Source organism: Pseudoalteromonas sp. SG44-1, assembly GCF_014164315.1.
Lineage (GTDB): Bacteria > Pseudomonadota > Gammaproteobacteria > Enterobacterales > Alteromonadaceae > Pseudoalteromonas > Pseudoalteromonas rhizosphaerae.
This window is the reverse complement of sequence record NZ_JACJEW010000032.1, coordinates 17,641-36,744: the sequence shown is the minus strand read 5'-3', so window position 1 is coordinate 36,744 and position 19,104 is coordinate 17,641. Positions and strand designations below refer to the sequence as shown.

Genomic DNA, 19,104 nt, shown 5'->3' with positions numbered 1-19,104 from the left:
GACGATAGCTTATTTATAGACAAAAAAACGCCCAGAACGAATCCGCATTGTTCTGGGCTTAGGGGATGGCTCTAATGAGCCTGCGCTAACTTTAAAAACACCTTCTAAGTTCATTAAGGGAGAAGTAGAAAGTAATATTAAGTGTAGTTAACATATGTAAAAAAACCCAATAAATGATGATTTTTTATACTGCTTATAAAACAACTGTTTGTCTTAAAACGAAGCGTAAAGCTTAAATTTTATACATTGATTGTTGCCAACTTATCCACACCTTATTATTATCACCAGCTGATCAGTTGAGTGTTTTGTACTAAATCTCGAGGTAAGGAGTTTTTAATTTTATTTTTTTGCCATTTTCCAAGCCCTATCGGACAGCCACAAAGGGTTAAAACCACTTCGCCAAGTGCGTTGCTAGGTTCGCTTAAACGAATATCTTTACCTTGAAAGTAGTCATTGGCCTGCTCGTTACTTAGCGCAATTACATTAGCCTTACATTGGCCACCAAATACGGTGGCAAATTCGTGGTTAAGACGCACCCCATTTTTGTGGATCATGCCCAGGTGGATACCAAGTCGCGCGTATTTTATTTTGTTTTCAATGGCGGCAAACTGCTCAGGGAATAGCCACAGTTCTTTATCGCGCTGCATTAGTGAGCCGCTGAGTGATGTCAGGTCAAATTGTTTTTTTAGCTCAGTGTAAAATGCTTGGCTGGATTTTTTGTCAAACGGCTGAAAAGGGAATGCACCTTTTTTTACTTTTTGATTTGGATTATCGCAGCTAGCAAGCTTTTTAAACTTAGCAATAAAAAAGCCTTCGCTGTCGAATGTTTGCGGCCAGACATGCAAATAGCCTTCGCTGGTTGTGGCTCGCTCTGCACCTGCAAACAAATGATCTAATGGTTGTATTTCAAGATGTTCTGTAAACTCAGTGAGAAGATATTCGCACACTTGCTGATTTTCGAGCGGGGTTAAAGTACAGGTTGAATAGACTAATGTACCGCCTGGTTTTAATGCATAGAAAGCGCTTTTTATTAAGTTTTTTTGCACTTTGGCAATATCAATGTTTGACTCAATCGACCAATTCTTTAAGGCATCAGCATCTTTTCGAACCGTACCTTCGCCAGAGCATGGGGCATCGAGTAAAATACTGTCAAAGCATTCATACATATAATCGCCAAAAATAGCCCCATCAAAATGCGACAATGCACAATTGCCAACTCCCATACGCTTTAATGTTGCGCTGAGTACTTTTAAACGAGATGACGACAATTCATTGGCAACCAATACCCCGTGATTATTCATTAATGCTGCTAATTGTGAAGTTTTAGAGCCAGGAGCGGATGCCATGTCGAGCACATGAGTTGCATCAGTTAATGCGTCTTTGAGTGCTATTGGTGGCAGCATCGAACTGGCTTCTTGTACATACATAGCGCCACTTAAATGTAGATCCGTGTTACCCAGTGCCAGAGCTTGCTCTTCATGTTCACTGCGCTCTAACCAAAAACCTTCGCTACACCATGGGATTGGGCTTAATGTCCAGCCTCTATCAAGGGCATACTGCTGAAAATCCTCAACCGACATTTTAAGCGTATTGACACGTACAGATTTACGAAGCGGTCTGCGACAGGCATTGAGAAAGTCATCCAATGTTAGGTGTGCAGGTAAATAGGTCTTTACGTCATCTATAAAATGCTGGGGAATATAGGTATTGGCGTCCAAGGTCGTGCTCACAGAGAATTTTAAAGTTGTATTCTAGCATTATTAGTGGCTCAGAGCAGTGCCTTAAATAATCTTTTAAAGTATGCAAACCTGTCGACACTTGGTGCATAAATGTGTGTTTTAAGTGTTTTTAAACATTATTTATTATACTTATGTCGACAATAGCCGTTTTAAAACGCAGTTTTTACTGATTTAGGGTTGACACATTTACAGCTAAAGACCATAGTGTATCCGTAAATTGTCGACAATCTTGGAAAGGTGAATAATGACGCAAGATGCTTTTAGTGAAACACCTATTACTACCGCCTCAGATCAGGTATTTGTGGATATGCGTCGAGAAATTGTCGAAGGCAGTATTGTTCAAGGTAGCAAGATATCCGAGCCAGAACTGGCAAAGCGTTATGGTGTAAGCCGTGCAACGCTTCGTGAAGCGCTTAACCGCCTTGAAAGTTGTTATTTAGTTGAGCGTAAAGCGAATGTGGGTTGTCGTGTTGTGGCACTTACAGCTGAACGTTTAATAGAAGTATATCAAGTTCGCAGTGCGCTTGAAGGTTTAGCGTGTCGTTTAGCTGCCGACAATATGGCACCCGATGAAGTACAAAGTTTAAAGCAATTACTTAATCAGCATCTGAAAACACAACGTGTAAAAGAGGGTGAATCTTACTATCAAGAAGCCGGCGATCTGGATTTTCATTATCGCATTATTAAAGGCAGTAAAAACGACCACCTTATTCACTTATTGAGTAACGGACTTTATCAGTTAATTCGTATGTATCGTGTGCAAATGGGTATGGTTGGGCCTCGAGTATCAAAAGCGTTTGATGAGCACTTAGCCATTATTAATGCGATTGAAAACCATGATGGAGAATTAGCTGAGTTATTGATGAAGCGCCATATCAGTGCATCGCAAGCCAATATACAAACGAAGTTTAATTTACATGCCGCGCAAAATGAGCGCGCGGAGCAGTAAAAACGTCATATTAAACCATTAAAAAATATAAGTTGTCATAAAGCAACCCCGTTCAAAGTTAGGAGAATGTAATGTCAGCAGGATTAAAATTTAAACAGGCGATTGCCAATAATCATCCATTACAAGTCGTCGGCACAATCAACGCTTACACGGCGATGATGGCTGAAAAAATGGGTCATCAAGCAATTTACCTTTCAGGTGCAGGTGTCGCGAATGCTTCATTTGGTATGCCTGATTTGGGGATGACCAGTCTTGATAATGTTTTGGAAGATATTCGCCGCATCACAGGTGCCAGCGATTTACCATTACTTGTTGATGCCGATACTGGTTGGGGTGGAGCATTTAATATTGCTCGCACAGTCAAAGAGATGACCAAAGCCGGCGCGGCGGGGTTTCATATTGAAGACCAAGTAGCGCAAAAGCGGTGCGGCCATCGCCCGAATAAAGAAATTGTCTCGCAAAGCGAGATGGTTGACCGTATTAAAGCAGCTGTTGATGCTAAAACTGACAGTGACTTTTACATTATGGCGCGTACTGATGCGTTTCAAAAAGAAGGCTTAAATGCCGCGATTGAACGTGCAGCAGCCTGTGTTGAAGCCGGCGCCGATGCGATTTTTGCAGAAGCCGTACACGATCTTGCCGACTATCAAGCCTTTACCAAAGCGATTAATGTGCCTATTTTGGCCAACATTACTGAGTTTGGCCAAACGCCAATTTATACTAAAGAGCAACTAAGTGATGTAGGCGTAGAAATGGTGCTTTACCCACTCAGCGCGTTCAGAGCAATGAATAAAGCGGCACTTAACGTCTATTCAGCAATTTTAAATGAAGGCTCTCAACAGAGCCAAATTGAAAATATGCAAACACGTGCTGAGCTTTATGACTTTTTAGATTATCACTCGTATGAAAATACACTCGATAACCTTTTTTCAGCAAAATCTGATAAATAATAATAAATTCAACAGGAGACACATCATGGTAGATAAAGCATTAGGCGGCGCAGGACTTCGCGGACAAGTAGCAGGCCAAACAGCACTTTGTACAGTAGGGCAAACCGGTTCAGGCTTAACGTATTGTGGTTACGACATTGCAGAGCTTGCTGAAAAAGCGCAGTTTGAAGAAGTATCTTTCCTACTTTCGCGCGGTGAATTACCGACCTCTGCAGAGCTTAGCGAATACAAAGCTAAACTAAAAAGTTTACGTGGTTTACCACCGGCACTGAAAACTGTACTTGAAAACATTCCAAAAGACGCGCACCCAATGGATGTCATGCGTACAGGTTGCTCTATGCTAGGTAACCTTGAAATGGAGCATGACTTTAGTCAGGCTAATGATGCCATTGACCGTATGGTTGCGGTATTCCCAAGCATTATTTGTTACTGGTATCGTTTTACTCACGACGGTGTGCGTATTGAAACACAAACTGATGATGACTCAGTTGGCGCGCATTTTTTAACGCTACTACATGATAAAGCGCCATCAGAGTTATTTGCTCAAGTGATGAATGTATCGCTGATTTTATATGCAGAGCATGAATTTAATGCTTCAACCTTTACTGGTCGCGTTTGTGCATCGACATTATCTGACATTCACTCTTGTGTAACAGGTGCCATTGGCACGTTACGTGGCCCATTACATGGCGGCGCGAATGAAGCGGCAATGGATATGATTGAAGGCTTTAAAGATGCAGACCATGCAGAGCAAGAAATCATGGGCATGCTGGAGCGTAAAGATAAAATTATGGGCTTTGGTCACGCAATCTATCGCGAATCAGATCCACGTAATGTGATCATTAAAAAGTGGTCTGAAAAACTCGCTGCAGAGCTAGGCGACGAGGTACTTTATCCAGTATCAGTGCGCTGTGAAGAAATTATGTGGCGTGAGAAGAAGTTATTTTGTAACGCAGACTTTTTCCATGCATCGGCGTATCACTTTATGGGCATTCCAACTAAGTTATTCACCCCTATTTTTGTTATGAGCCGTGTAACAGGCTGGACCGCACACGTAAAAGAGCAACGCGCTAATAACCGTATTATTCGCCCAAGTGCAGATTACACTGGGCCAGAAGCGCGTAGTTATACGCCAATCGAATCACGTTAAGACTATTAAAGGTGGGCGAAAATACGCTCACCTTTTATTTTTTGCACATTGCCACTAGCGCATAGTTTTTAAGGCCTCTTTTTTCATACATCCCTTAAACACGCTATACGTGTGCGACCACCGTCATCAAATTAGCGAGTCTTGTAATGACTATCATAAACAATACTAAATACAGAAAACCCTTACCTAACTCTAATGTCGATTATTTTGACACCCAAGCTGCAATTGATGAAATTAAGGCTGGTGCGTACGCAGCCTTACCCTATACATCACGTGTTTTAGCAGAGAATTTAGTACGCCGCTGTGAGCCGCAAATGCTAACCGCAGCACTGTCGCAGCTTATCGAACGCAAACAAGATTTAGATTTCCCTTGGTATCCCGCGCGCGTAGTCTGTCACGATATTTTGGGACAAACAGCGCTGGTTGATTTAGCTGGCTTGCGTGATGCCATTGCAGCCAAAGGCGGCGATCCAGCTAAAGTTAACCCAGTAGTACCAACACAGCTGATTGTTGATCACTCATTAGCCGTTGAATACGCAGGGTTTGATCCTGATGCATTTGAAAAAAACCGCGCTATTGAAGATAGACGCAACGATGACCGTTTCCACTTTATTAATTGGACCAAAACTGCGTTTAAAAATATTGATGTGATCCCACCTGGTAACGGCATTATGCATCAAATCAACCTTGAGAAAATGTCGCCGGTGATCCAAAGCCGCGATGGGATTGCTTTTCCTGATACCTTAGTCGGTACTGATAGCCACACACCGCATGTTGATGCGTTAGGTGTCATTGCAGTAGGTGTTGGCGGCCTTGAAGCCGAAAGCGTGATGCTTGGCCGCGCCTCTTATATGCGTTTGCCTGATATTATTGGTGTTGAACTCAGTGGCAAACGTCAACCGGGTATTACAGCAACGGATATCGTGCTTGCGATCACTGAGTTTTTACGTGGCCAGCGTGTCGTATCAAGCTATTTAGAGTTTTATGGTGAAGGCGCAGATGCATTGACATTAGGCGATCGCGCTACTATCTCAAATATGACACCAGAATTTGGTGCCACCGCAGCGATGTTTTATATCGACCAGATGACCATTGATTACTTACGCCTAACAGGACGTGAAGAAGAGCAAATTGCCTTAGTTGAAAATTACGCAAAAACTACCGGTCTGTGGAGCGACAGCCTAAAAACAGCGCAGTACGATCGGGTATTAAAATTTGATCTATCAAGCGTTGGCCGCAATATTGCTGGACCGTCAAATCCGCATCGCCGTGTTTCAACCAGTGATTTGGCAGTGCAGGGGATCTCTGGGGTTGTTGAAAATGAAGATGGTTTAATGCCGGACGGTGCCTGTATTATTGCTGCTATCACTAGTTGTACGAATACCAGTAATCCACGTAACGTCATTGCAGCTGGTCTTATTGCGCGTAATGCAAATGCGAAGGGCTTAACTCGCAAGCCATGGGTTAAAACCTCATTAGCACCGGGTTCAAAAACAGTGCAATCGTATCTTGAAGATGCCAAATTACTGTCAGAATTAGAGCAACTTGGTTTTGGTATTGTTGGCTTTGCGTGCACTACCTGCAACGGTATGAGTGGCGCGCTTGATCCCGTTATTCAACAAGAAGTGATTGATCGCGACCTATACGCCACGGCAGTGCTCTCTGGTAATCGTAATTTTGATGGCCGTATTCACCCATACGCTAAGCAAGCATTTTTAGCGTCTCCGCCATTAGTAGTTGCCTATGCCATTGCAGGAACTATTCGTTTTGATATTGAAAAAGACGTACTCGGACAAGACCTGCAGGGCAATGACGTAACCTTAAAAGATATTTGGCCATCAGATGAAGAGATTGATGCAGTGATTAAACAAAGCGTAAAACCTGAGCAGTATAAGAAGGTTTACGAGCCGATGTTTAATTTAACCGTTGATTACGGTGAAGATAACGACCCACTTTACGATTGGCGCCCACAAAGTACTTATATTCGCCGCCCGCCATATTGGGAAGGCGCACTCGCTGGTGAGCGTACCATGAAAGGTATGCGCGCATTAGCGGTACTTGGCGATAACATCACAACTGATCATTTATCACCGTCAAATGCAATTATGGCCAGTAGTGCAGCAGGTGAGTACTTAACGCATATGGGTGTGCCAGAAGAAGACTTTAACTCGTATGCAACGCACCGCGGCGACCATTTAACTGCACAACGTGCAACCTTTGCTAATCCTAAATTACTTAATGAAATGGTGATTGAAAATGGCGAAGTGAAACAAGGCTCATATGCCCGTATTGAGCCTGAGGGCACAGTTACTCGGATGTGGGAAGCAATCGAAACCTATATGCAGCGCAAACAACCATTAATTATTGTTGCAGGAGCTGACTATGGCCAAGGTTCTTCTCGTGATTGGGCAGCCAAAGGCGTGCGTTTAGCAGGCGTTGAAGTTATTGCTGCAGAAGGTTTTGAGCGTATACACCGTACTAACTTAATTGGTATGGGGGTATTACCGCTGGAATTTAAAGCGGGCACCACCCGTAAAACGCTTAAGCTAGATGGTAGTGAAAGTTACGATGTAACTGGTGAATTAACACCAGGTGCGAGCGTTAATTTAACGATTACCCGCACTGATGGTGAAGTATTAAATGTGCCAACAAAGTGCCGTATTGATACTCAAGAAGAACTATCCATTTATGCTGCAGGTGGCGTATTACAACGCTTTGCTCAAGACTTTTTAGAAGCCACGCAAAGTGTATAAGGAAAACAGCTATGACATTTAAACCACAAATTAAAGTACCTGCCACCTACATGCGCGGTGGCACTAGTAAAGGGGTATTCTTTAATCTCAGCGATTTACCAGAGGCTGCACAAGTGGCAGGTTCTGTGCGAGATAATTTATTGCTGCGAGTGATTGGTAGCCCAGATCCATATGGCAAACAAACCGATGGTATGGGGGGGGCTACTTCTAGTACCAGTAAAACCGTTATTTTAAGTAAAAGTGAGCAAGCTGATCACGATGTTGATTACTTATTTGGCCAAGTTGCTATTGATAAAGCGTTTATTGATTGGAGCGGAAACTGCGGCAATTTAACTTCTGCAGTTGGCGCATTTGCAATTAGTAATGGTCTTGTTGATGCTAGCCGTATTCCAGAAAACGGTGTGGCTATAGTGCGAGTTTGGCAAGCTAATATTAAAAAAAGCATTTTAGTGCATGTGCCAATGACCAACGGTGAAGTACAAGAAACGGGTGACTTTGAACTCGACGGGGTGACATTTCCCGCCGCTGAGGTGAAATTAGAGTTCATTGAGCCAGCGGATGGCGATGGAGCGCTATTTCCAACAGGCAATGTGGTCGATGAACTAGCAGTCCCTGAGTTTGGTGTACTTAGAGCCACTATGATCAACGCGGGTATCCCTACTATTTTTGTTAATGCAGCAGATATCGGCTATACCGGCACTGAACTTCAAGATGATATAAATAATGACGAACAAGCATTAGCTAAGCTTGAGTCTATTAGAGCGCATGGGGCAGTTAAAATGGGCTTGATCGCTCATATTAGTGAGGCGGCAGCGCGTCAACATACACCAAAAGTGGCATTTATTAATAAACCAATGACATACCTAGCTTCAAGCGGTAAAGAAATTCACAGTGATAATATCAACCTACTGGTACGTGCCATGTCGATGGGGAAACTTCATCATGCCATGATGGGTACTGCCGCTGTTGCAATCGGCACCGCAGCTGCGATAGCAGGATCGCTCGTTAATCTTGCAGCTGGTGGCGGTCAGTTGAGCGAAGTTAATTTTGGCCATCCGTCAGGTACATTAACTGTAGGCGCGCAAGCGATACTTCAAAACGGTAAGTGGCAGGTTACCAAGGCCAGTATGAGTCGCAGTGCTCGTGTGCTAATGGAAGGCGTTGTCCGAGTACCTGAGGCGAATTAATTAATGTAATAAAACGAAAAGTGACTGCTAAGTTACTTTTCCTCTCTTATTTATGTGAATGAATGTAAATGGATTTGCGTGATTTTACATCTTTAGGTTAACATTTCATCTCTTATCTGTTCCCCAATCAATTAAAAAACAAATGAAAAATAATTAAAGACTTGTTTTTAAATGTTTTTATTTTTTATTTTCTTACTGGATATATAAATTCTTTGAGCCTGTCAGTTGATTATTTACAGGTGTAATTAAAATTACATTTTTCCATAAATTGTCATATATTGGTGGTAAGTTGATAACATGTAATAACAAAGTAGCTTATTGCGTTAACTTGATACGGTTTGATACATAATTTTAACTTAAATGACTGTTGATATTAATATAGGCTACGATTTCAGTAATGCTATTTGCTAACAAGCACTCAAGGAGATTTTCATGGCGAAAAGAATAATTAAATTTACCCCAATTGCAGCCTCGGTTGCATTGACTCTCGGCCTAACTGGTTGTGGTTCAGATAATGATAATAACTATAACAAGCCTGACCCAGTTACAGTATATAAAGGCGAAGTCAGCACTAATTTTAATACCCAAGTATCTGGGAAAGCGGTAAAAGGTTCGTTAAAAAATGCTGTAGTGACAGTATCTACAGTCGATGACTCGGGTGAACCTGTTCCCGTTGCGTATCGTTTAGAGGCTGCGTCTGATGCAAGCTATACTGCAGAATCGACGACTTCTCAAGCTGATGCTGATGCCAAAGCACAGGCAATGGTTGCGGCAGCTAATCCAACTGAGACAATGACATCAATCACGGGTGCCTATAATATTTACCTTGAAGACGGCTTTACGGGAGCACTTTATATTACGGTGAGTACGTCGAAAGAAGATGATGACAGTATGGTTAAATGTGATTCATTTACTGGTTGTGGCAGCTATGATGAAGCCCCAGCAGCATCTGAAGACGCTGGGATGATAAATAATGGTGATACTGCGATTGATTTTGGCGAATGGTACAAAGACGATCTTGAACTACAGGTTGTTAAGTTTATTAAAGCGCCAGTAGCGCCTGCAAGTGCTCGTGGTATTAATTTTGCGGAAGGTGATGGGAGTGGTGCACAGCAGTACTTTGCTAATGTGACTCTTTATACAAGTATTGCAGCAAAAATATTGTTAGATGGCGCTAAAGATGGTTCAACAGTCTCCGATGAAGCAGTTGCAGCGGCAAGTTTAAAAACATTAATTCAAATATTAGGCCCTGATACCGCAATTAAAGCAGCTTCTTTACTTGGTGATATTTCTCTTGGTGGTGCGGTTGACTTCAGTGATATTGGCGAAGGTGATTCACTGGATGCAGGTACTTTGGCATTAGTTCAAACTGCCGTTTCATTGCAGTCTGTTGCTGGGGCGGGTGCCAATGGCTCATTAAAAGACCTGATTGCAAGTTTGTCTGCCGCGGTTAAAGAAGGCAAAGTAAGCAACAGTGACAATGAAATTGTCCAAAAGATTGCAGCTGAACTACAAAAAGCCGTTGAGAATACTAGCCTTATTTTTGCCGCAGTAGTAACAGGTGAAGGCATTGATGAAGCATTTACTAAAGTTGCTGAAAACTTAGGTATTACCGATCCTGATGAGATTGCAAAACTCAAAGATAAAGCCACTAAAGCTGTTGAAGATGTGCAAGCAAAAGCAAAAGAAAAAGGCTTAGATAAAGATTTAAATGAAACCGCAAAAGAAGTAAAAAAAGCATTAGAGAAGATTGGCTGTGAAGATAACTGTGATGCTGGTGATGACTTTGTAGCTAAAGTAGCTGCAGAATTAGAATCACAAATAACAACTATCACTAGCGCATTAGCAACTGCTACAACTTCCGTTTCTAAGGGCGTGACTGAACTCAATACAGTTAAAGAATTGGGGGATGCAGGTTTAGATACAACGGATAAAGTACTCGCTTATAGTTCAGCAGTATTCACTTTATCGGGTAATAAAGTAGCGTATAGCCAGTTGCAAGTAGAGCTTTCTGCTGCGCTTAATTCAGCCACTTCAATTGCCAGCACTGCCGCAGGTTTAGGGGATGAATATCAGCAACTAACAGATAAATCAGATGTGTTAGTCAATGCCATAACAGCACAACTTTCTGCCGTTGTTACGTTAATTAAAGGTATTGCAGAAGAAGAAGCACGTTCTAATGAGGCTGTAGCAGCATTTGAATTAGCACTAGATGTTGCCAAAAATAATGCTAGTGTTGCCAATGCCTCACTAGGTTCAGCTGATTCAGCTGCAATGGTTGCTCAAGCCGATTTATCGACGGCTATGATGGCTGTTGATGCAGCAATGCTTGATACAAAAGAAAATGCTGTAGCTGCTCTTGCATCGGCACAATCTGCAATTATCCAGGCTATGGCTCTTAGTACTAAAGCAAATGAACTTGCCAGTGCTGCTGACCAAGCTGAAACTGCTGCTGCATCGTTAGCGGCGATTGCTTCCGAAGAAATTGATAAAACAATGGCCGCTGAATTATCAGCAGCTGCAAAATTAAGTACTGCGTTTGCAACTGAACTTGCAGATAAAGCCGCTACTGCTCTTACAACAGCTACAACTCTTGAAACAAATGCTAAATCCACAATTGCTAAGTTTGAGCTGTTAGTTAAGGTAAAAGCAGGAACAGAACAAGCGCGTAGTGCTACGCTTATAACTAAAACTGGTGGCCAAGCTTTATTTGATATTTCAGAAGTAATCTACGACGTATTGACTGAAGCATGGGATTATGGCGATGAAGGAGTTGATGTGGTTTCAACTCGCTATCCAGCTTGGACTTATAGTTTTGATAAAGATGATTTAGAGCTGGATCTTATGAATACAGTAACAGGCGAAAAGGTTACTGTGAATGGCTCCATCAACAACAAAGCACTTATTTTTGCTTTTGGTGGTATGATAAAAAGCGAAGATGGTGCGGTTATTAAAATCGAAACACTAGCTAACATGAGTGATGCTTTAGAAGATTGTGTTGATGCTTACTATGGCGTAATCTCAACAGAGCAATCTGACTCATGTTTAGCAATTGACTTTGAGGAAGAAGTTAACTCAGATACGGCGATTGATGGAACTGTATTGGCTGTAAATGGTTGGAGCAGAGTCGAAATAATTGATGGTGATTCTGGTTTTGTGGGGACACTTTCATTAGCAGGAACCGACTCTTCTAGTATAGCTGCAATTACGGCTTCAGGATTAACTTCAGGCCTTAACTTTACCGCAACTATTTCTATTGATGGTAACTATCAAGAAGACCTTTACGGATTAGAAATTCAATTACATAATGGGTTTGGTTACGAGTTGTTCATTGGCGCTCGAGATGGTGAAGATTTCTCTGGGTCTGTTAATGCTAATTTCAATAATATGATTACGGAATTCGGACAGGTTACAGAAATAACAAATGGTATATCTGTTAAATATTATGATGGCGAAGTCATCGATTACACAGATATTACTTTCTTAGATTCGTCTAAGTAAAAGTAACTTTAAGAGGGAGAGTACTCTCCCTCTTAGCTAAAATAATAACAAGTGAAATAAGTATGAAAAAAAAAATTCTCACGTTAGGATTTTCCGCTTTTTTAATTACCCCTATTAGTTACGCTGCAGAGCAGTTTCAAGTCTTTACCACATTCGATTCAGAAGTGTACACAGAGACCCAACCAGTTAAAGCATTTATAGATGATTTTGATGCTCCATTAACATCCGGTGATAGCGCCTTTACTTATAATGTTTTTGAGTTTGGTGTTGGCTATGGAAATTTTAAAGTCGGTTATCAAAGCCGCTTTGATTATGTTTTAAGCTTTGATGCGGATACCGCGCGTTATTTGCATACTGAAAAAAATGACCTGCCTTTTGAAGATAGAAATTATGTTTATTACCTAGACGGTAAGCAATCAACCACCAATGGGTTGTTTGTTTCATATGATTTCAAATTTTTAGACTCTGACGCATTAACAATAACGCCTAAATTAACGGTTTTTGCTAGTACGCATTTTCAAGATCTGAAAGTCGAAGGCACAGTCTATAGTGATGAGATCCAAGGCGCATTAACAGTCGACTCTTATTTTTCGAAAGATATTTTATTTAAGCGATTTACTCCAGATGAGAACCCATCCGGCTTAGGGTACAGCGTTGATTTAGCGGTTAATTGGAAAATAAACCATGATTTAAGCGTTGGGCTACTTGCACAAGACTTACTGTATGAAACTGAGTATGAAAAAAGCGGTTTTGCAAATGGTTATACAACAGAGGTCCCGTTTACTGAAAACGATGATGGGGATATTGTCACTGAGCCAACAGTACGCTTAGCAACGTCTGAGTATGGCAACGAAGTCACGCATAAATTTGATATGCCGGTGCGTATCAAAGTTTATGCAGATTATCGCATTAACGATTTGTTTTCTAGTGAGCTGATGGTTAAACAATTTGATCAAGATACGTTTTCTCAATTAAAAGCACGCATGCACTTTTGGAATCATTGGGCAGTAATTGGTGGTTATGAAATAAAAAGTGAAGCATTTTTGCTTGGTATTGAGAACGATTATTTTGGTTTCAATATACAGACTGATAATCTCGATATTGATAAAGCGTATTATGCCAATGTAAATTGGTACCTGAAGTTAGCGTTTTAAGGACTTGTGATGTTTAAAAAACTTATATCAGTTAGTTTACTTATGTCATTAGTTGGTTGTGGTGGCTCATCAGATAATGGCACAGCAGACACTTTACCGGCCATGCTGGAAACGTCTTCTACGGTAAGCTTTTATATTGCTCCTTGGCAATCCACTGCGGGTACATTAACGATCATAAATGATAACACGGGCTCTATAGAAAATATTGACGTTGCAGATATTAACGATGTTACTTTATCAGCCACAACTTTAAATTTTCATCATGTTGAATTTACCTCAAATGCAACGACGTTAACATGTCCAAGTTTTGCAGGTTGTGGTCGCACAGTGAGAAATAATCCGAATGATGGGAATGCCAATCGTCGTATTGATTATCAAGAAGTGATGGATATGACATTAAGTTACCGTGCTGATTTTTTTGCAGCTCCGGGCGAAAATAAGGTCTATTTATCACCGATCAGCTCAGTGATTAGCGACAATAACTTAGACATAAGCATAACCACGCAGAGCTTGAGTGCGACACCTTTTTATCACCTTACTCACAGCCAACTAAATGACAACCTTGAAACCGAGCTGCTTACTAATGCACTGACTTTTGGTGTGATCTTAAAAAGAGCTGCGGATATCGAGGCGAGCTTAAATACAGCCAATAATACGGTGGTAGAACAACAGGCCCAGTTAGCAAGTTTGCCACTTTATCGTACTTTTGCAGATCGCTATGTGTCAGAGAATTTACTTAATGAAGATGGTAATCAATTATTGCAATCCGTCGTTGGAGAGGTCAAACAACAGCTCATTATGATTGGGAGTGCTAGCAATATTTCGCCACAAGAACGAGATGAAGAGCAATTACACTCTCGTGAGTTACTCGAAGATGTGCGTAATATAATAGGTGTGGCACGCTTACAAGAGCAAACGTACAGTGATGAGCTCAAACAAAAGCTGACTGAATTTGAAACAATATTAGGCGAAGACTCGCAACAAGCTATTATCGTTTTAGGGAATGTGCTTTATGACGTGCTCTATAATTTTTCGCCATTAAATAATACCGACGCAGGAGTTTATAATTTACAGGGACTGACAATAAACTACCAACAATCCCCTTATTCTTGGGCTATTAGTGGCCAGTATGATGATCATGACGTACAACTAGATTTGAATATTCCACAATGGCAAGTAAGTGGACTGTTGGGTAATAAAGTCTCCGGTATTATGAGTGCTAAAGTGATAGGCCAAGATACTCAACTAAACGCCGATGTGAGTGATTTAGTGCTGTCGTTTGATGGTACTGACGATCCATTTTCAAATGATCAAAGTGAAACAACCGGGCAGCTGAATATAGAGACAACGGTATCATTAGAAAACGCCAATAGCGGTGTGTTAACAGGTGACATAAAGCTAAACGCCGATCGCTTCGTTACTCCTTTTGAAGAGCTTGTGACAGTGGTATCTGGTTTTGACTTTAAGGGTCAGCTTGTTAGTGAAAATCAAACGACACAGTTTAACTTACAAGCAATCGAAGCAACGCCATTTATAAATGAAGCTACACAGAATCTTGCATTTGCTGTGCAATTGATAACGCCATTAAATGGCGCACCGGATTTTCAGTTTGCTTATGTTGGTCGTTTGAATCGTTTAGCTGATATTACCAATGCAGAGATTGCCTTACGGCTAAAGAATAGAGCACTTGAAATTAACTTACGTACAGTAGGCAATAATATTAATGCTGTGATCCACGGTGCTCAAGGTCGCTGGTTAGATGTTAAGCAAAAAGGTCGCAACTACAGTGGTGGATTATATTTTGGCGATACACAAATCGCAGATGTAACAGCGGTAAGAGGGGTGCCTGGTATATTATTTCCTGATGGGACATTTGAGTCGTTGTTTTAGTAGTATAAAGGCGCTTATTTGCTAATATTTAAGCGCTTTACTATTATCGGCTACACTGTTGCTTATTTTTTTCGATATAGGCTAAAAGTGTTCTTTGCTCTTTCATTTTACTTATCTCGTTATTGAGATCGGCTAAAATTTCCTGCCACTGTGGATTTGCTTTACTTACCATGTAATACAATGGTTTGTAAGCGAGAGCAGGGGATAATGGAACCAGAGCGTTTTTCATTTGTTGCTTTTCTTTTGCTGAAGCGACAGATTTTTCAATACTGGCAATTAACACATCATAATCGGCTACAATCAGGTTGACTCTCAGGCTCATTAGTAAATGAATTAGCTGATACTCATTATTGGCAATAATGGTATTAATTTTTTTTGAATCAATCAGCTCATCGAGTTCAGGGGTGTTTTTATATGATCGGACCACACCAATAATTTGATCTTTTATTGACTCTAAACTGCCGTTATAGTTTGAGTTATTACCTCTGAGTGCGATCAGTGACAAATTACCACCAGGAACTGCTGAGGATAAAGCCAGTAAATCATTGCGTGTTTTACTCGGCCTATTATCTGACATAATGGCATCATCAATAAAATACTCGGGAAATAAAATATCCGCTTTTCCTAACTCGGCTGCTCTAACCGCTCTCGCCCATGGAAAAAATTCAATATGCACACCATAGCCTTTTTGCAGCAACAGTTTAACGGTTAATTGAAACAGCCAGCCATTGTTGCACAATGATTCATCGATATAAGGAGCCCAATTTAACGTGACTAGTTTTAAAAGCCTTTTGCCACCAATGTTATAGGCATAACCATATTCATATCGTACTGCTGGCGCAATGATTGTTTGCTTACCCACTTGGTAACTAACAGGGGTCATAGTTGCCTGTGTGAACCCGCAAAATAACAATAAAAAGACTAAGTACTTTTTCATTTATTTGATAAGTTTTCGTAATTATTACTAAAGCTTAGTCGCATATATGCATTTAACAACTTAAAAAGACGATAACTAAAATGCATTGGCAATGTTTATCGTTGCAGCCGTTTGAAAAGGAACGGGTAAATGATGGCATGTTTTTTATGTGTTTTTATTGGCAAGGTAAGGAGTAACAGCAGCTATCAGCGCCTACACAAAAGTTACTTGGCTTGCTTAAAAATACGTTAGATGCAAGAATAAAGACGATAATTTATTCATTCTACATAAGGAACAATGTTTTGCGTTTAACGCCGCCCTAAGTTATTCCTCCCCTAAATCACCGCTGCGTGATACCTATATACCAAACATTGGTAGGCATTTATGTGCCGTTTTAATAAATAAAAAAACATTAATGAAAATGCGGTTGTCATCGTTTAGTAAAGCATTGTCGGTGTTTTATTGACTGCTGTATGCGCGTTAATGTTAACTACATGACAAGGTTTTTTATGTTAGAAAAAATAAAACGAGATTGGCTTTTTAACATCCGAGGGGACTTATTAGCAGGTACTGTGGTGGCGCTTGCGCTAATACCAGAAGCGATTGCTTTTTCTATTATAGCGGGCGTGGATCCTAAAGTCGGTTTGTATGCTTCATTTTGTATTGCCGTGGTTATTTCGATAGTGGGTGGACGACCAGGGATGATTTCTGCTGCTACTGGCGCTATGGCTTTACTGATGGTTACCTTAGTTAAAGAGCATGGTTTAGAATACCTTTTGGCGGCGACATTACTCACCGGTGTGATACAAATTATTGCAGGCTATTTAAAACTGGGGAGTTTAATGCGCTTTGTGTCTCGCTCCGTGGTTACAGGCTTTGTAAATGCGTTGGCAATTCTTATCTTTATGGCACAGCTGCCGGAGCTGACGAATGTAACATGGCATGTCTATGCGATGACGGCTGCGGGTCTTGGGATCATTTATTTATTCCCTTACTTACCGGTGATAGGCAGAACAATTCCATCACCACTAGTGTGTATCGTGGTTTTAACTTTGGTTGCAATGTTGGTAGGACTTGAGATTCGAACTGTTGGCGATATGGGCCAGTTACCAGATACCTTACCAATATTTTTATGGCCTGATGTGCCTTTTAACCTCGACACACTGCTAATAATTCTTCCTTATTCATTTGGCCTTGCTGTCGTTGGTTTATTGGAGTCGATGATGACAGCGACAATTGTTGACGACTTAACCGATACCGCTAGTGATAAAAATCGTGAATGTAAAGGTCAAGGGATCGCGAACATAGGTTCAGGTTTAATGGGAGGAATGGCCGGCTGTGCGATGATTGGCCAGTCGATCATTAATGTAAAATCAGGGGGCCGTGGCCGCTTATCAAGTTTTACCGCGGGTACTTTTCTGCTACTTATGGTGGTGTTTTTAGATGAATGGCTAAAGCAAATCCCAATGGCGGCATTGGTTGCCGTGATGATAATGGTGTCGATAGGCACCTTTTCTTGGAGTTCACTGCGAGATTTAAAGAAAAACCCATTATCAAGTAACATCGTAATGGTTGCCACGGTCGTTGTTGTTGTCGCAACGCATAACTTGGCCATGGGAGTATTGGTCGGTGTGCTATTGGCGACACTATTCTTCGCCAATAAAATTGGTCGTTTTATGGTTGTAAAGCCAGCGCAATCATCTGCTAATGAACGAGTATATCAGGTTGTTGGACAGGTGTTTTTTGCATCCTCAGAGCAGTTTCTTGAGTCGTTTGACTTTAAAGAGGTCGTTGCTAAAGTAGTGATTGACTTAACCCATTCGCATTTTTGGGATATTACGGCAGTGTCGTCGCTTGATAAAGTTGTGATTAAATTTAGACGCGAAGGTGCAGAGGTCGAGATTATTGGTATGAGCGACGCGACAGCAACGATTGTTGACAAATTTGGCGTTCACAATGACCCTGAAGAAGTTGAAAAACTCATGGCAGGCCATTAAGGAGAACACAATGAATAAAATTATTACTTGTATAGATGGCTCAGTTTACACAGATGATGTGTGTAAGGCGGGGATTTGGGCGGCCAAGAAACTTAATAAATCGATGCTATTTTTGCATGCCATAGAAAAACAAAACGCTGCTGTGATTGACGACTTAAGTGGCATAATTGGTTTTGGTGCAACTACATCATTATTATCAGAGATGGCGACACTGGATGAGCAACGCAGTAAATTAGCATTGCAAATAGGCAAAGAAATGTTAGATCACGCGAGTGTATTTGCTAGCCAACAAGGGTGTAAGTCAATTGAAAGTAAGCAGCGCCATAGCGGTATTGTTGAGGCAATTTGCGACCTTGAAGATGCAGCGCGACTGATTGTTATTGGCCGAAGCGGTAAAACTCACGAACAGAATTTTAAAGCTATTGGGTCGCATATTGAGCAGGTTATTCGCCATGTTCATACACCTATTTTAATTGCCAATCGTCACTTTAGTGAGCCGAACAACTTTATGCTTGCTTATGATGGACGAGAAACAGCAGATAAAATGGTTAAACAGATTATTGCTGGTGGCTTGTTGCATCATTTAACGTGTCATTTAGTGACTGTAGAAAATGGCAAACATGATTTGTTGGAAAAATTTAAACGCACCGAAGCGTTGCTTATTGAAAGTGGTTTTGAAGTCAAATCAAGTATTTTAGAAGGTAATATTTTTAGTTCTTTAATGGCATATAAAGCTAAAAATGAAATAGAAATGCTGGTGATGGGGGCCTTTTCGCATTCAAAAATAGCACATGCTTTTTTGGGCAGTAATACCCTAAAAATGATAGAAAACACCCAACTGCCGCTGGTGATTTTGCGTTAATTTTAGGTGAGTCAAAACGCAGTTTAATTATGCTTACACTGCGGTTTGGCTTTACT

General features: G+C 41.1%; 12 protein-coding genes. 10 read left to right on the top strand and 2 right to left on the bottom strand.

What is annotated here, in order from left to right; all coding sequences use genetic code 11:
- Nucleotides 1-281: 281 nt before the first annotated feature.
- Nucleotides 282-1,718 carry a 16S rRNA (cytosine(1407)-C(5))-methyltransferase RsmF gene (gene rsmF / locus H5187_RS14990; RefSeq protein WP_182718766.1) on the bottom strand — a complete coding sequence of 479 codons (1,437 nt, stop codon included), beginning with the start codon at nt 1,716-1,718 and terminating at the stop codon, nt 282-284.
- Nucleotides 1,719-1,983: 265 nt separating this feature from the next.
- Here rsmF and H5187_RS14985 point away from each other — a divergent pair, with 265 nt between their 5' ends.
- The 8 genes from H5187_RS14985 (at nt 1,984) to H5187_RS14950 (ending at nt 15,273) form a co-directional block, all read left to right on the top strand.
- Nucleotides 1,984-2,688 carry a GntR family transcriptional regulator gene (locus H5187_RS14985; RefSeq protein WP_145233596.1) on the top strand — a complete coding sequence of 235 codons (705 nt, stop codon included), beginning with the start codon at nt 1,984-1,986 and terminating at the stop codon, nt 2,686-2,688.
- Nucleotides 2,689-2,759: 71 nt separating this feature from the next.
- Complete coding sequence (gene prpB, locus H5187_RS14980) at nt 2,760-3,638, top strand: methylisocitrate lyase (protein ID WP_145233598.1); 879 nt, start codon at nt 2,760-2,762, stop codon at nt 3,636-3,638.
- 25 nt (nt 3,639-3,663) lie between these two features.
- Complete coding sequence (prpC, locus tag H5187_RS14975; RefSeq protein ID WP_145233600.1) at nt 3,664-4,788, top strand: 2-methylcitrate synthase; 1,125 nt, start codon at nt 3,664-3,666, stop codon at nt 4,786-4,788.
- A 146-nt stretch (nt 4,789-4,934) separates the two neighbouring features.
- Entirely contained in the window at nt 4,935-7,541 is a 2,607-nt protein-coding gene (gene acnD, locus H5187_RS14970; protein WP_182718740.1) for a Fe/S-dependent 2-methylisocitrate dehydratase AcnD, read from the top strand.
- 11 nt (nt 7,542-7,552) lie between these two features.
- The gene (gene prpF, locus H5187_RS14965) at nt 7,553-8,728 is read left to right on the top strand and encodes a 2-methylaconitate cis-trans isomerase PrpF (protein ID WP_182798003.1); all 1,176 of its coding nucleotides are present in this window, start codon (nt 7,553-7,555) and stop codon (nt 8,726-8,728) included.
- A gap of 432 nt (nt 8,729-9,160) precedes the next feature.
- Complete coding sequence (locus tag H5187_RS14960) at nt 9,161-12,229, top strand: hypothetical protein (RefSeq protein WP_182760815.1); 3,069 nt, start codon at nt 9,161-9,163, stop codon at nt 12,227-12,229.
- A 62-nt stretch (nt 12,230-12,291) separates the two neighbouring features.
- Nucleotides 12,292-13,383, top strand: a complete 1,092-nt coding sequence (locus H5187_RS14955; RefSeq protein ID WP_182798002.1) for a hypothetical protein — start codon at nt 12,292-12,294, stop codon at nt 13,381-13,383.
- A gap of 9 nt (nt 13,384-13,392) precedes the next feature.
- The gene (locus H5187_RS14950; protein WP_182793936.1) at nt 13,393-15,273 is read left to right on the top strand and encodes a hypothetical protein; all 1,881 of its coding nucleotides are present in this window, start codon (nt 13,393-13,395) and stop codon (nt 15,271-15,273) included.
- A gap of 43 nt (nt 15,274-15,316) precedes the next feature.
- Here the strand turns inward: H5187_RS14950 and H5187_RS14945 are convergent, their stop codons facing one another.
- A complete protein-coding gene (locus tag H5187_RS14945) occupies nt 15,317-16,156 on the bottom strand; it encodes an ABC transporter substrate-binding protein (RefSeq protein WP_259398518.1) in 840 nt (279 codons plus the stop codon).
- 542 nt (nt 16,157-16,698) lie between these two features.
- Between H5187_RS14945 and H5187_RS14940 the strand changes: the two genes are divergently transcribed.
- Together H5187_RS14940 and H5187_RS14935 are read left to right on the top strand one after the other, a co-directional pair.
- A complete protein-coding gene (locus H5187_RS14940; RefSeq protein WP_182718745.1) occupies nt 16,699-18,186 on the top strand; it encodes a SulP family inorganic anion transporter in 1,488 nt (495 codons plus the stop codon).
- A 10-nt stretch (nt 18,187-18,196) separates the two neighbouring features.
- On the top strand, nt 18,197-19,048 hold the full coding sequence (locus H5187_RS14935; RefSeq protein WP_182760819.1) for a universal stress protein: 852 nt from the start codon (nt 18,197-18,199) through the stop codon (nt 19,046-19,048).
- Nucleotides 19,049-19,104 lie beyond the last annotated feature (56 nt).

Coding starts and splice junctions, on each gene's coding strand:
- H5187_RS14985 (WP_145233596.1), top strand. CDS start 1,984: ATGACGCAAGATGCTTTTAGTGAAACACCTATTACTACCGCCTCAGAT.
- prpB (WP_145233598.1), top strand. CDS start 2,760: ATGTCAGCAGGATTAAAATTTAAACAGGCGATTGCCAATAATCATCCA.
- prpC (WP_145233600.1), top strand. CDS start 3,664: ATGGTAGATAAAGCATTAGGCGGCGCAGGACTTCGCGGACAAGTAGCA.
- acnD (WP_182718740.1), top strand. CDS start 4,935: ATGACTATCATAAACAATACTAAATACAGAAAACCCTTACCTAACTCT.
- prpF (WP_182798003.1), top strand. CDS start 7,553: ATGACATTTAAACCACAAATTAAAGTACCTGCCACCTACATGCGCGGT.
- H5187_RS14960 (WP_182760815.1), top strand. CDS start 9,161: ATGGCGAAAAGAATAATTAAATTTACCCCAATTGCAGCCTCGGTTGCA.
- H5187_RS14955 (WP_182798002.1), top strand. CDS start 12,292: ATGAAAAAAAAAATTCTCACGTTAGGATTTTCCGCTTTTTTAATTACC.
- H5187_RS14950 (WP_182793936.1), top strand. CDS start 13,393: ATGTTTAAAAAACTTATATCAGTTAGTTTACTTATGTCATTAGTTGGT.
- H5187_RS14945 (WP_259398518.1), bottom strand. CDS start 16,156: ATGACCCCTGTTAGTTACCAAGTGGGTAAGCAAACAATCATTGCGCCA.
- H5187_RS14940 (WP_182718745.1), top strand. CDS start 16,699: ATGTTAGAAAAAATAAAACGAGATTGGCTTTTTAACATCCGAGGGGAC.
- H5187_RS14935 (WP_182760819.1), top strand. CDS start 18,197: ATGAATAAAATTATTACTTGTATAGATGGCTCAGTTTACACAGATGAT.